The following is a 13,506-nucleotide window of genomic DNA, read 5'->3' on the forward strand; positions in this document are numbered from 1 at the left end:
TAACCTATGACCGAGGCTGCGATAGAAAAAGAGAACAAGCAAATTGCAAGGCAATACAAGGAATTGCTGCGTATAAGCTACCAAACCCTTTCCGAAGATGACAAGAAACTCATTCGAAAGGCGTTTGATACTGCGGTAGATGCACATAAGGATCAGCGAAGAAAGTCTGGTGAAGCTTATATTTTCCATCCAATAGCCGTGGCAAAAATAGTTGCTTCAGAAATTGGGCTGGATGCGACTTCGATCGCTGCTGCACTTTTACATGATGTGGTGGAAGACACAGAATATACCCTTTCAAATATTGAAAAAATGTTTGGTGAAACCGTGGCAAAGATCGTTGACGGACTCACCAAGATTTCAAGTCTTAAAAAAGATAAGGATGTTTCCCTACAGGCGGAAAACTTCCGTAAAATGCTTCTTACCCTCAACGATGATGTTCGAGTTATCATCATTAAGATCGCAGACCGCTTACATAATATGCAAACGATGGATGCCATGCGTCCTGATAAGCAGATTAAAATTGCTTCGGAAACCTTATATATTTATGCTCCTCTGGCACACAGGATCGGGCTCTACAACATAAAAACCGAACTTGAAGATCTCGGTTTAAAATATACAGATCCTGAAGTGTATCACGATATCTTAACGAAGATCAAAGAAAGTAAGGAAGATCAGGATAATTATATCAAAGCATTCAGCCGTGTGATCGAAGACTCGCTGGATAAGGAATCCCTGGACTATAGTATTAAAGGTAGACCAAAATCCATCTATTCTATCAACCGGAAGATCCAGACCCAGAATATTAGTTTTGACGAGATCTATGATAAGTTCGCGATTAGGATCATTTATAAAAGTGAACCGTCACAGGAGAAGTTCCTGGCCTGGAAGATCTATTCTATAGTAACCGATCACTTCCGTCCTAATCCTACCAGATTAAGAGACTGGATCTCATCTCCTAAATCTACAGGATACGAGGCCCTGCATATTACAGTTATGGGACCTAAAGGCAGATGGGTGGAAGTTCAGATTCGAAGTGAACGAATGAATGAGATCGCAGAGAAAGGATATGCTGCTCACTATAAATACAAACAGGGAGATGACAATAAGGAAGAACGAGGTTTCGAAGAATGGGTAACCAGACTTCAGGAAGCACTCGAGAATCCAGATGTAAATGCCGTTGATTTTGTTGAACAATTTAAACTCAACCTGTATAGCAAGGAAATATTCGTCTTTACACCTCAGGGAGATCTTAAATCTCTACCTAAGGGATCAACTCCATTGGACTTTGCTTTCAGCATTCATACAGAAATTGGATTACGAACTCGAGGTGCTCGTGTAAATAGTAAATTGGTTCCTCTAAGTCATGAATTGAAAAGTGGTGACCAGGTGGAGATCATCACTTCAGATAATGCTCAGCCTAATGTGAACTGGCTGGATTATGCTACTACCGCAAGAGCCCGTGCAAAGATCAAATCTTCCTTAAAAGATGAGAAGAAAGAGATCGCAGAGGAAGGAAAGGCAGTATTGGCAAGGAAACTAAAAGCACAAAAGATACAGTTCAACGAAAAGTCTATCAACGAACTTGTTGTATTCTTTAATCTGAAAACTAGTCTTGATCTTTTCTATCGCGTAGGTATTGGGAAGATCGACAATCAGTTGCTAAAAGACTTTGCAAACTCTCGCAGCAATTCCCTGGTAAGCTATTTCAAAAGTAAGATCAAAAAGCCACAGGTAGCGGCAGATATTAATAAGGATGAGATCACTGCTAAGTATGACCAACTGGTGTTTGGCAAAGAAGAAGAGAAACTGGATTATAAATTAGCAAATTGCTGTAATCCTATTCCCGGGGATACCGTCTTCGGATTCATTTCTGTAAATGATGGTATCAAGGTTCATAAGAAAGATTGTCCGAACGCATTGCAACTCCAATCTAATTATGCCTATAGGATCATCCAGGCGAAATGGATAGACAGTTCACAACAGGACTTCCAATCTGTTATAAGACTTCAGGGAATTGACAATCTTGGGTTGGTAAGTGAGATCACGAAAGAGATTTCTAGTAACCTGGGTGTGAATATGAAAAACCTGAATTTTGACAGTTCAGATGGTATTTTCAATGGAAGAATTACGCTGGTTGTGAAGAACAATAACAACCTGAATACGATCATCCAGCGACTGAAAAAAATTAACGGCATAGACAAGGTAAGCCGTGAATAAACTTTTACCTTTGCAAGGCAATTATGAGCAAAAAAGTCGTAAATAAGAACGATCAGGCGGTCGTAAAAAACGTTTTCACGAAGTATCTTGAAGACAAAGGACATCGGAAAACACCCGAACGTTTCGCTATTCTTCAGGAGATCTATAATTCTGAAGATCATTTCGATATTGAGTCTTTATATATAATGATGAAGAACAAGAAATATCGAGTGAGCCGGGCAACACTATACAACACGATCGAACTCCTACTGGAGTGCGGACTGGTTAGAAAACATCAGTTTGGGCAGAATCAGTCACAATACGAGAAATCCTATTTTGACCGTCAGCACGATCATATCATACTTACAGATACAGGAGAAGTTATTGAATTCTGCGATCCAAGGATACAAAGTATCAAGCAAACGATCGAGGAAGTATTTAATATCGAAATCAATAAACACTCCCTGTATTTCTACGGAAACAAAAAATCAACCAACTAAGTTTAAGAATTCATGGCTGTAGATTTACTACTAGGTCTTCAATGGGGTGACGAAGGAAAGGGCAAAATTGTCGATGTACTCACCTCCAAATACGATATTATTGCCAGATTCCAGGGCGGTCCTAACGCAGGACATACTTTGGAGTTTGATGGGCAAAAGCACGTTTTACACACGATACCTTCAGGTATATTTCATGATGACAGCATCAATCTTGTTGGAAATGGTGTAGTTATAGACCCGGTCATCTTTAAAAAAGAACTGGATAATCTGGCCAAACATGGAATAGACTATAAATCTAAACTGTTAATCTCCAGAAAGGCACATCTTATTCTTCCAACGCATAGATTGCTTGACGCTGCTTCTGAAGCTTCAAAAGGCAAAGCTAAGATTGGATCTACTTTAAAAGGAATTGGTCCAACTTATATGGATAAAACCGGTAGAAATGGTTTACGTGTAGGAGATCTGGAAATGGCAGACTGGCAGGATCGTTATCGTGCTCTTGCAGATAAGCATGAGAAGATGATCGCATTCTATGATGTGGATGTACAGTATGATCTTAAGGAACTTGAAAAAGAATTCCGTACCGCGATCGAAACTCTCAAAGAACTTACTTTTATTGATAGTGAAGATTACCTTCACAAGTCTATGAAATATGGAAAATCCATCCTTGCTGAAGGTGCCCAGGGCTCTTTACTGGATATTGATTTTGGAACATATCCATTCGTAACTTCATCCAATACTACTGCTGCTGGCGCTTGTACCGGGCTCGGAGTAGCGCCACGCGAGATCGGGGAAGCATATGGAATATTTAAAGCATACACCACCAGAGTGGGTAGTGGCCCATTCCCTACCGAACTTTTCGATGAGACCGGAGAAAAGATGGGACGAATAGGTAATGAATTTGGAGCGACTACAGGAAGAAAAAGAAGATGCGGATGGCTGGATCTGGTTGCATTGAAATACGCAGTTCAGGTGAACGGGATCACTCAGTTAATCATGATGAAAGGTGATGTGCTTAGTGGTTTCGATATTTTAAAGGTGTGTACCGCTTATAAATATAAAGGTGAAACTATTGATCATTTACCTTTTAATATAGAACCAGAAAATCTTGAGCCGGTTTATACCGAAATGAAAGGCTGGAAAGAAGATCTTACTAAAATGACTGATGCCAGCACGCTTCCAAAAGAATTCAACGACTACGTTGAGTACCTTGAGCGAGAACTGGAAACACCAATTACCATTGTATCGGTAGGTCCAGACAGAAGTCAGACGATTCAAAGAAGCTAACACAAAGTTATTTTATATATCAAAAAGCCCCTGTGTGGGGCTTTTTTTTGTGTAATTGATACAAAATAATTACTGAAATGCTTCCGTTTCACCATAGTATAATTTGATAGCCTTGCTCATCAAACGCCCATTCTAGTTTTCCAACTTCAGTTAGCTTAAAGAAAGCATAACTTTTAAATTTGATGATTAAAATTATTATTAATTCGATCTAAGTAAGAAAACTACTGAAATTGCACTAATGTACTTCTGAATCAATATTCTAATCTGGAATATTTAACTTAAAATGACATAAAAAAAAGCCCCCTGATTGGGGCTTTTTCTATTCGGTAGTATTGAGTTAGGTTAGCTATCTGAGTCAGAATCCGAATCTGAATCGTCAGAAACTATAAATAAACTTGCAATAGCAGTAGCGGTCTCAGCTGTGATTGGCTCATCAAAAGCTTGAGAAACAGCTTCAGCAGCATCACCTACAAGTGGAGAATCTCCGTAATCATACCCTACAAGATCGATACCTGCTTGAGTTGTTACTTCTTCACCATCATATACGGCCTGAGTAGCTTCCGGCATACCTTCACCTCTGTTATTTAAAGTAATCCAACCTTCAAGTCCGCGAATTCTTCTAATTTCAGAAGCATGACGCGCTTCTACGGAGTGAATTTGAAGAGCTGGCTCTAAGAATGCTGTTCCCATTAGATTTGCAGCCTGCCCTTTGTAGGCTCTAACGCCAGTATCTTCGAAAGCCTGAGCTAACGCAAGTAATTGCGCATAAGCTGTAGCCTCTCCAATACCGTTATCGTTAAAAGGATCAAAGGCACCACCAGCCGTAAAGTCGAAGTTTGGCTTAGCTACCGGAGTTGCTCCAGCTCCTTCTAATCCTGCCACTAAGAAATCTACGTGTGCCGATTCATGCTTAGAAATTTGCATATATACCGTTTCTGGTCTACCTGCAGGTAGCACACCCGATTCCAATGCTTTTAAATAAAATTCGGCTTCTAGATATTCCAAGGTTAATGCTAATTGTAATGCATCTACCGCTGGATTTCCACTGTCCTGAAACATTGCATTAGCTTTTGTACTAGCCAATCCAAAAGGAACAGCAGCCATTGCCGCCTTTTTTCCGAAAGAACCTAGGGTACTGAACATCTCCCTACGTGAAGAAGATTTCGTCGTTAATTTTTCAGATGAAAATTCATCCAATAGTTTTATTATACTCATAATGTTTTTTTTAGATTTTAATAGATTACGCTCCAGTCATTGGTTCAGGCAGCTCATTAGCTGTGAAATCAGTTACAATAAATCCTCCTGCAATGTCAAATACTTCTGCTGGATCATAAGCAAGATCTAAACCTGTATCCGTAGTAATTACGTCATCACCTGCGAAATCTGCAGAATCTGGATTAAGTAATGATCTGATAGCAGACGCGTGTCTAGCCTCTACTGATACAATTTTACCAGCTAATAATAGGTAAGTAGGATCAGCAATACGATCTCCAGCACCATTGTAAGCTCCAACTCCAGTATCCTCAAGTGCCATTGCAGTTGCAAGTACCTGATCTCTACTAGACAAATCTACAGAACTTAAATCAAATTCCAGATCTGGCAACATTGCCTCCGGAGTATCTGCGGTTGCTGCTGCTATAGCAGTTCTAAAAAATTCTCTGTGTATAACTTCATGATTATAAAGATCATCCATTAGATCTTTTTCTTCTTGTGGAGCGCCTGCATAATAGTCACCACCTCTTACAGCAGTATAAAATGCAGCTTCCAATTGCTCTAAAGCATATGCGTAATTAAGAATACCCAGATCTCCGCTTCCTAGATCAAATACTGCGTCTACTGGTGGATCAACAGGTTCTGGATCTACTGGATCTGGTCCTCCTACATCTCCTCCTGGGTTAAACATATCATCATCGCTACATCCGTACAGTAAAAAGCTGGAACCGGCTATACCTAGACCACCTAATTTAATGAACTTCCTGCGCGAATTCTTGTTCGAATTTTTCGGTGATGCATCAACTACATCTACCTTCACTAAGGGTTTTTTCATGATTAAAATTTTAGTTTCTACGGAAACTTACGAAGGGAAAGGCAATTCAGTTTTAATCCAATCGTTAAGATTGTCTTAAATGCCAAAATTTTTTGATTTCCTTAAGGATTATACGCCTTTTGATGGAATTTTATTAAGATTAATTGGCATACCAAAAATTCTAGTCTCACGTTTATGTGTATAAACCTATGCATTTAAATTTTGAGTACTTTTGAAAAAAATACTGAATTGCGATACTTCTTTAACGTACTTCTTTGTGTAATTTTCATTCAGGTAGGAATGGCACAAAATAGTCAGGAAATCAACTACGAATCTGATAGAACTTTAAAAAACGAAGCCAGATATCCAGGCGCTTTAATTCTAAGTAAAATTGATAACCAGGTATATTTTGATCATGATGGAATCGAAGTATGGTGTGATAATGCCGTATTTTATAAGGAAGCCAATTTCTTTAAGGCTTATGGTAATATTAGAATGCAGCAGGGTGATAGTGTAAGTATGACCAGCAACTATGCTGAATATAATGGTGATACTGAATTTGCCTTTGCCAGCGGGAAAGTATTAATGAAAAGACCTCAAACCACTCTTGAAACTGACAGTTTGTTCTTCGACAGGTTAAAACAAGAGGCATATTACAGAAGTGGTGGAAAGGTTCGAGATACCGCCAGTGTACTTACCAGTAGGATTGGCCGCTATTATATGGAACAGAATAAGTATAGTTTCATTAATGAAGTAGTAGTAACTAACCCGGAATATACTATAAACTCTGAACAACTCGATTTTTATTCTGAAACTGGATATGCTTATTTATATGGTCCTTCCACGATCAAAAGTGAAACCAGTACAGTGTACTGCGAACGCGGATTTTATGATACCAGAGCAGATAATGGTTATTTCGTAAAAAATTCCAGGATAGATTATGAAAACCGAGTACTGAAGGGAGACAGTCTATATTTTGATCGTGAAACCAGTTTCGCATCTGCCACAAATAATATACAGGTCATCGACACTATAAACCAAAGCAAAGTAACCGGTCATTATGCTGAAGTGTATAGAGATAAAGATTCTGTTTTTATAACCAAAAGAGCTCTTGCCGCTAGCTTACAGGAAAGAGACACTTTATTTATCCATAGTGATACCATTATGATCACTGGGAAACCTGAGCATAGAATTATTCGTGGTTTCTATGATGTAAGAATTTTCAAAGAAGATCAAACCGGTGAAAACCCTATGAGCGGGCGTAGTGACTCTATACATTCAGATCAACAAAGCGGACTTTCAAAATTAATTAATCTCGGTCGTTTCGGGGATAAAAAACCGGTATTATGGTCCGGGCTCAATCAAATGAGTGGTGATAGTATTCACCTTCAATCCAATCCTAAATCTGAACAACTGGATAGCCTATTGGTATATGACAATGCTTTTTTGATTCAGAAGGATACAATAGAAGGATACAACCAGTTAAAAGGAAAGATTCTCACCGGCTATTTTGAAGATAATCAACTACGGGAAGTAATTATTGATAAGAACACTGAAACTCTCAATTATCTAAGAAATGATGAGGGTGCCCTTATTTCGATCAATAAAACTCTTGCCAGTTATATACGCATTCTGTTTCAGGATCAACAGATCGAATTCATAGATTATTTAAATGCTGTTCAGGGTAAAATGCCTCCGGAAGATGAAGTTCCTCAAAACCAAAGAACATTAGCAGGTTTCAACTGGCGTGGTGATGAAAGAATTATTTCTAAAGAAGGACTATTTGAAGGAAAACCTGTACCAGAACTTACCAGGATCAAAGGTATCGAAATGCCTGAAACTCCTGAAGAGTTTTTTGATGAACGCGAGGAAGACGACCTCCTACTGGATCAAAATTCCAGACTTAAACCAGAAATTCTAAAGAATAGAGCTAAAGATTCTTTAAAGTATAAAAGCGAGAAGGTTCAGGATTCACTCAAAAAACCCATCGAAGAAATTACAAAACCTGTAAAGGACACTCTAACTGGCAACCAGGAATGAAAGAAGATTTTTTAAAATTTCAGGCCCAAACCACTCCTCACCCACTGGCATTAGAGGTAGAAAGTGCCATAGGTAGTTATATAAAGACAAGTGATAGCAAAAATTACCTTGATTTTGTTGCGGGCGTATCAGCCTGTACTCTTGGTCACTCTCATCCAGCAGTGGTAAATGCTATCAAAGAGCAGGCTGAGAAATACCTGCATGTGATGGTTTATGGCGAATACGCCCAGGCTCCTGCAGTAGAGCTTAGTAAATTGCTTGCAAAAAATTTACCTGGTTCGCTATCTAAAACCTATCTCGTAAATAGCGGAACTGAGGCGATCGAAGGTGCACTGAAACTTGCCCGAAGGGCTACTGGAAAAACGGGGATCATTGCTGCAAAGCGTGCCTATCACGGAAATACGATGGGCTCCTTAAGTCTAATGGATTTTGAAGAACGGGTAGAACCTTTCAAACCTTTGATAGGAGATGTTTCATTTATAGAATTTAACTCTACTAAAGATCTCCAGAATATTAACGATCATACAGCATGCGTTATTCTGGAAACAATACAGGGTGGTGCCGGATTTATCCAGCCTGTAGATGATTACCTTCTGAGAGTAAAAAAACGTTGCGATGAAGTGGGCGCCCTACTTATTCTGGATGAAATACAACCAGGTTTTGGAAGAACCGGCAAATTATTTGGGTTTGAAAATTTCGGGCTTGTTCCTGATATCCTGGTAATGGGAAAAGGAATGGGCGGAGGATTGCCAATTGGAGCCTTCACAGCTTCAGAAGAGGTCATGGATTTACTTATGGACAACCCCAAAATGGGACATATCACCACTTTTGGAGGTAATCCGTTAATTGCTTCCGCAGCACTGGCTACTCTAAAAGAGCTTCTGGGCACAAGTCTTATTGCTGAAACCTTGCAAAAAGAAAAGCTCTTCAGAAAACATTTACAACACCCACTCATTCAAGAAGTTCGAGGAAGAGGATTAATGCTGGCAATCATTTTAAAGTCTGCCGAAATTGCAGACCAGCTGGTCCTAAGAGCAAAAGACGAACAATTGATCTTATTTTGGCTGTTGTTCGAAAAGCGAGCAGTAAGGATCACTCCACCCCTGACAATATCTTCTGAAGAAATTTTGAAAGGATGTGGCATTATTGTTGACATACTGGAAGAGTTAAATAGCAATATTGAAGCTGTTGATTAATTTGTTAACAACAATGCAGGCGGGCGTGCCTATTGCCCTTATTCCTTTTTAACTTTATTAATAGTAGAAATCCCATAATCACTCTCTTATGCAATTGAGCCATAACGAAGAAGATAATTTCTCTCTTGATCGCTTCGAATCCATGCTAAAGACCAATGATGTTCTTTTCTTCGATTCTAACGAATTTGAGAATATCATCAACCATTACATGGAGAATGGCAAGATTGCTCTTGCCAAGAAAGCGGTGAAAATGGGTCTCGCCCAGCATCCTACTTCAGTCAATCTAAGATTATACAAAGTTGAGATCCTGGTATTTGAGGATAAACTGGATCTTGCCGACAGCATACTTAATGAACTGAAGAACCTGGAATCTTCCAATGAAGAGATTTATATTCAAAAGGCTCAGATCTATTCCAAGCGAGATATGCACGCTGAAGCTATTACGATGTTGGAAGCCGCTCTGGAGATCACGCTTGAAGATGCTGAGATATTTTCGCTCATCGGGATGGAATATCTGTTTCTCGAAGATTTTGAAAATGCGAAATATAGCTTTATGAAATGTCTTGAGGCAGATGATGAAGATTATTCTGCACTTTACAATATCATGTACTGCTTCGATTTTCTTGAACAGAAAGAAGAGGCTATTGATTACCTGAATCTATACCTGGACAAACACCCGTATTGTGAAGTAGCTTGGCACCAGGTTGGAAAGCAGTACTTTGATCTTAAGAACTATACAAAAGCACTGGCAGCTTTTGATTTTGCAATTATTAGTGATGACAGGTTTGTGGGAGCTTACCTGGAAAAAGGAAAGGTCCTTGAGAAATTAAAGCGTTATAATGAAGCCATCGAAAACTATAATATTACTCTGGAACTCGATGATCCTACATCTTTCGCATATTTGAGAATTGGTAAATGTTTCGAAAAACTTGGTTGTGATGATTTCGCGATCAAGAATTACGAGCAAACCGTGCATGAAGACCCTCTACTCGATAAGGGCTGGATCGCGATTACCGACTTCTATATAAAAAAACTGAACTTCCCAAAGGCTTTATATTATATCAATAAAGCGATTAATATAGACGAGGAAAACGTTCTTTACTGGAAACGTTACGCAAAGATCAACAGTAGGCTGAATTTCCCTGAGGAAGCTGAACAAGGCTATAAAAAAAGTCTCGAACTGGGAAATTACGAATTAGAGACCTGGATTAGAAGATGTGACATTCTGATTGGACTGGGAGAATATGAAACTGCGATTTCCAGCATGATGCAGGCTCTGGAATTTTACCCAGGTACTGCGGAAGTCGAATATCGTCTTGCCGGTTTATATTTTAATACGAACAATGGTGATAAAGGTTATTTTCATTTGAACAATGCCTTAAAAACCGACTCAGAATATTACATCATCATAGAAGAACTTTTTCCGAATATTTTCGAGCGAAAAAGCATCAAACAAATTATAAATTCCTTCGTAAAGCTCTCTTAGTAATTTTGCTACCTTTGAGCAAAATCATAAAATTCTAAGATGCAACGCAGTTTAGTGGACTATCTAAAGATAAGCCTTAAAGGAATGGCTATGGGAGCCGCAGATGTTGTTCCCGGAGTTTCCGGCGGTACTATCGCATTTATTTCAGGTATATATGAAGAGTTGATCACCACCATTAGTGGAGTGAACCTTAGTTTGCTTTCTACCTGGAAGGCAAACGGTTTTAAGGCTATGTGGGACGAGCTGAATGGTAATTTTATCCTGGCTCTTTTCGCAGGTATTCTCGTAAGCATATTTAGCGTAATGCGTGTAGCCAACTATCTTCTTGAAAATCATCCAATTCTAATCTGGTCCTTTTTCTTCGGACTTGTGGTTGCCAGTATTTGGTTTGTAGGTAAGCAAATTCCAAAATGGACCTGGAAGATCGTTTTAGCGCTGGTAATTGGTGCCGCGGTTGCGTTCTATATTGTTAGCCTGCCGCCACTTTCCGCCAGTAATTCCTACTTATTTTTATTCTTTGCTGGGGCACTTGCCGTGTGCGCAATGATCCTGCCTGGAATTTCAGGGGCTTTTATTCTGGTATTGTTAGGTGCATATAAGTCAATTACTGAAGCAGCTCACGATTTTGATTTGAAAACATTAGGTATTGTAGGAATTGGAGCTGTTTTCGGACTGCTTACCTTCTCAAAGATCCTGAAATGGCTATTCGTTCATTACAGCAGTATTACCCTCGCGGTTCTTACCGGATTTATCGCTGGCTCACTAAACAAGATCTGGCCGTGGAAAGAGACTCTGGAGACCGCGATGTATGGTGAGAAAGAGGTTGTTCTTAAGGAAGCTTCAGTTTTACCATGGAACTTTGACGGTGATCCACACACATTATGGTCTGTCGCACTTATGCTGGCCGGGTTCTTCCTCATCTTAGGCCTGGAAATGTTGGCTGGTAATAAACCTGAAAATGCCAATGCAGCAAACTAGGACCTTCACAGATAAGTTCCTGCTGGTTCTAAAAGGTCTGGCTATGGGCGCTGCGAACAAGGTTCCTGGTGTGTCTGGAGGTGTTGTTGCTTTTGTTGCCGGATTCTATGAAGAGTTCATTTATTCGCTACAAAAAGTAAATCTTAAAGCCTTTAAGCTTTTGATCTCTGGTAGATTCAGAAGCCTTTATCATTATATCAACGGGAAGTTCTTAATTCTATTGATCCTTGGGATGCTCATTAGCTATTTTAGTGTTTCCAAGATTTTGGATTACCTCATTATTCACTATGAACTATACGTCTGGTCAGCTTTCTTCGGAATGATCATTGGCTCCATTTATTACATTAGTAAGGACTTTGAAGACTGGGATCGTAACTCCATTGTATTTGCAGTACTTGGGATCATTGCCGGATTAGCCATTAGTTTCCTGGAACCTGCAAGAGAAAATGACAATCTCTGGTTTGTTTTTATCTGCGGAATGATAAGTGTGTCGGGGATGACACTTCCAGGCCTCTCCGGCAGCTTTATATTGATTCTGGTGGGGAACTATGTCCTGTTGCTGGTAGACTCAGTGAATGCACTTTATGATACGTTGGCCGATATCCTGCTGCTGGATTTCTCCTGGACCGGAAATGCGGAAAGAATTCAAATGCTCAAAGTACTGGCCGTCTTCGCCATCGGGTCTCTGGCCGGACTGGTTTCATTATCTCATTTGCTTGGATATGTACTGAAGACTAGAAAAAAAGAAACTTTTGCAGTCATCATTGGTTTTATCACCGGCTCCCTTGGAGTTGTATGGCCATGGAAGGAGAAAGTTTATAAAATTGGTGAACAGGGTAAAGTTCTTATTGATAGGAACGGAAATAAGGTGATCGACAATTACGATCGATACTGGCCACAATTCGATCAGGTAGAAACTTTCGCGGCAATCTTTTGTATAGGAATAGGAATTAGCATTGTACTTGGACTCGCCTGGTACGAAAAAATTACTTCGGAAAAATGAGAACCTTTGGACTCGTTGGAAAAGACATAGATTATTCTTTCTCCAGGAACTACTTCAGCAAGAAATTCAGCAATAATATAATCGATGCCAGGTATATCAATTTTGACCTTAAAAGCATTGATCAGTTTCCTGAAATTTTTAAAACTACTGAAATTTCCGGATTGAACGTCACCATCCCTTACAAGGAAAAAGTAATTCCATTTTTAGATCATCTTGACCCGGAAGCGCAAAAAATAAGCGCTGTGAATACGATTAAAATTTCTAAAAACGGTGAGCTCACTGGCTATAATACAGACCATTTTGGCTTCAAGAAATCACTCGAAAATCACTTGGAAAGTTTCCATAGCTCTGCCCTAATCCTGGGAACCGGAGGAGCTTCGAAAGCCGTCGCCTATGCTCTTGACAAACTGTCAGTTCCCTACCAATTTATCTCTAGAAACTCTTCGGAAAACACATTGTCATACAGTGAACTAAGCATTGAAGTAATTAAACATAATAAACTGGTAATCAACACAACACCTCTAGGAACTTCTCCCGAAACTGAACGCTACCCTGATATTCCTCTCGAGGGTATCTCCAGCCAGCATATCATCTTTGATCTTATCTATAATCCGGAGGAAACCAGACTCATGAAGCTAGCTTCTGAACGTGGCGCAAAAACCTTAAATGGTTATAGAATGTTGGAACTTCAGGCTGAAAAAAGCTGGTCCATCTGGAATTCTTAATTCGACATTCAAAGCTTCATTCTATTTATAAATAGAATCATTCCCTTGTCCAATTTTAGTGGAGTTGTT

11 protein-coding genes are annotated in these 13,506 nt (G+C 39.5%); 9 read left to right on the forward strand and 2 right to left on the reverse strand.

The window, feature by feature from the left end; all coding sequences use genetic code 11:
* Positions 1 to 6: 6 nt before the first annotated feature.
* From T8I65_RS11280 to T8I65_RS11290, 3 genes are read left to right on the forward strand one after another with little or no spacing between them, the layout of a single operon-like run.
* Entirely contained in the window at positions 7 to 2,217 is a 2,211-nt protein-coding gene (locus T8I65_RS11280) for a RelA/SpoT family protein (protein ID WP_322300703.1), read from the forward strand.
* Positions 2,218 to 2,240: 23 nt separating this feature from the next.
* The gene (locus T8I65_RS11285; RefSeq protein WP_322300704.1) at positions 2,241 to 2,696 is read left to right on the forward strand and encodes a transcriptional repressor; all 456 of its coding nucleotides are present in this window, start codon (positions 2,241 to 2,243) and stop codon (positions 2,694 to 2,696) included.
* Positions 2,697 to 2,708: 12 nt separating this feature from the next.
* Complete coding sequence (locus T8I65_RS11290; protein ID WP_322300705.1) at positions 2,709 to 3,983, forward strand: adenylosuccinate synthase; 1,275 nt, start codon at positions 2,709 to 2,711, stop codon at positions 3,981 to 3,983.
* 342 nt (positions 3,984 to 4,325) lie between these two features.
* Here T8I65_RS11290 and T8I65_RS11295 read toward each other — a convergent pair whose 3' ends face one another.
* Both T8I65_RS11295 and T8I65_RS11300 read right to left on the reverse strand, forming a co-directional pair.
* The gene (locus T8I65_RS11295) at positions 4,326 to 5,198 is read right to left on the reverse strand and encodes a ferritin-like domain-containing protein (RefSeq protein WP_322300706.1); all 873 of its coding nucleotides are present in this window, start codon (positions 5,196 to 5,198) and stop codon (positions 4,326 to 4,328) included.
* A 25-nt stretch (positions 5,199 to 5,223) separates the two neighbouring features.
* The gene (locus T8I65_RS11300; protein WP_322300707.1) at positions 5,224 to 6,030 is read right to left on the reverse strand and encodes a ferritin-like domain-containing protein; all 807 of its coding nucleotides are present in this window, start codon (positions 6,028 to 6,030) and stop codon (positions 5,224 to 5,226) included.
* A 279-nt stretch (positions 6,031 to 6,309) separates the two neighbouring features.
* On the opposite strand from T8I65_RS11300, the gene T8I65_RS11305 reads away from it, so the two are divergent.
* From T8I65_RS11305 to aroE, 6 genes are all read left to right on the forward strand, one after another.
* Positions 6,310 to 8,049 (forward strand): OstA-like protein, encoded by a 1,740-nt coding sequence (locus tag T8I65_RS11305; RefSeq protein WP_416173217.1) that lies wholly within the window; start codon positions 6,310 to 6,312, stop codon positions 8,047 to 8,049.
* Positions 8,046 to 9,245, forward strand: a complete 1,200-nt coding sequence (locus T8I65_RS11310; protein ID WP_322300709.1) for an aspartate aminotransferase family protein — start codon at positions 8,046 to 8,048, stop codon at positions 9,243 to 9,245. The genes T8I65_RS11305 and T8I65_RS11310 overlap by 4 nt, the downstream gene beginning before the upstream one ends.
* A gap of 88 nt (positions 9,246 to 9,333) precedes the next feature.
* Positions 9,334 to 10,731 carry a tetratricopeptide repeat protein gene (locus tag T8I65_RS11315; RefSeq protein WP_322300710.1) on the forward strand — a complete coding sequence of 466 codons (1,398 nt, stop codon included), beginning with the start codon at positions 9,334 to 9,336 and terminating at the stop codon, positions 10,729 to 10,731.
* 39 nt (positions 10,732 to 10,770) lie between these two features.
* Entirely contained in the window at positions 10,771 to 11,709 is a 939-nt protein-coding gene (locus T8I65_RS11320; RefSeq protein WP_322300711.1) for a DUF368 domain-containing protein, read from the forward strand.
* Positions 11,696 to 12,712 carry a DUF368 domain-containing protein gene (locus T8I65_RS11325; RefSeq protein WP_322300712.1) on the forward strand — a complete coding sequence of 339 codons (1,017 nt, stop codon included), beginning with the start codon at positions 11,696 to 11,698 and terminating at the stop codon, positions 12,710 to 12,712. Before T8I65_RS11320 ends, T8I65_RS11325 begins: the two co-directional genes overlap by 14 nt.
* Positions 12,709 to 13,437: a shikimate dehydrogenase gene (gene aroE, locus T8I65_RS11330; protein ID WP_322300713.1), complete on the forward strand. Its 729-nt coding sequence runs from the start codon at positions 12,709 to 12,711 to the stop codon at positions 13,435 to 13,437. Before T8I65_RS11325 ends, aroE begins: the two co-directional genes overlap by 4 nt.
* The last annotated feature ends 69 nt before the right edge of the window (positions 13,438 to 13,506 follow it).

It is taken from the genome of Christiangramia sp. OXR-203, assembly GCF_034372165.1.
In the GTDB taxonomy this organism is placed as follows: domain Bacteria; phylum Bacteroidota; class Bacteroidia; order Flavobacteriales; family Flavobacteriaceae; genus Christiangramia.

Bases quoted from the DNA above. Each gene is read 5' to 3' on its own strand.
- T8I65_RS11295 (WP_322300706.1), bottom strand. From the start codon at position 5,198: ATGAGTATAATAAAACTATTGGATGAATTTTCATCTGAAAAATTAACG.
- T8I65_RS11310 (WP_322300709.1), top strand. From the start codon at position 8,046: ATGAAAGAAGATTTTTTAAAATTTCAGGCCCAAACCACTCCTCACCCA.
- T8I65_RS11285 (WP_322300704.1), top strand. From the start codon at position 2,241: ATGAGCAAAAAAGTCGTAAATAAGAACGATCAGGCGGTCGTAAAAAAC.
- aroE (WP_322300713.1), top strand. From the start codon at position 12,709: ATGAGAACCTTTGGACTCGTTGGAAAAGACATAGATTATTCTTTCTCC.
- T8I65_RS11305 (WP_416173217.1), top strand. From the start codon at position 6,310: ATGGCACAAAATAGTCAGGAAATCAACTACGAATCTGATAGAACTTTA.
- T8I65_RS11320 (WP_322300711.1), top strand. From the start codon at position 10,771: ATGCAACGCAGTTTAGTGGACTATCTAAAGATAAGCCTTAAAGGAATG.
- T8I65_RS11325 (WP_322300712.1), top strand. From the start codon at position 11,696: ATGCAGCAAACTAGGACCTTCACAGATAAGTTCCTGCTGGTTCTAAAA.
- T8I65_RS11280 (WP_322300703.1), top strand. From the start codon at position 7: ATGACCGAGGCTGCGATAGAAAAAGAGAACAAGCAAATTGCAAGGCAA.
- T8I65_RS11290 (WP_322300705.1), top strand. From the start codon at position 2,709: ATGGCTGTAGATTTACTACTAGGTCTTCAATGGGGTGACGAAGGAAAG.
- T8I65_RS11300 (WP_322300707.1), bottom strand. From the start codon at position 6,030: ATGAAAAAACCCTTAGTGAAGGTAGATGTAGTTGATGCATCACCGAAA.
- T8I65_RS11315 (WP_322300710.1), top strand. From the start codon at position 9,334: ATGCAATTGAGCCATAACGAAGAAGATAATTTCTCTCTTGATCGCTTC.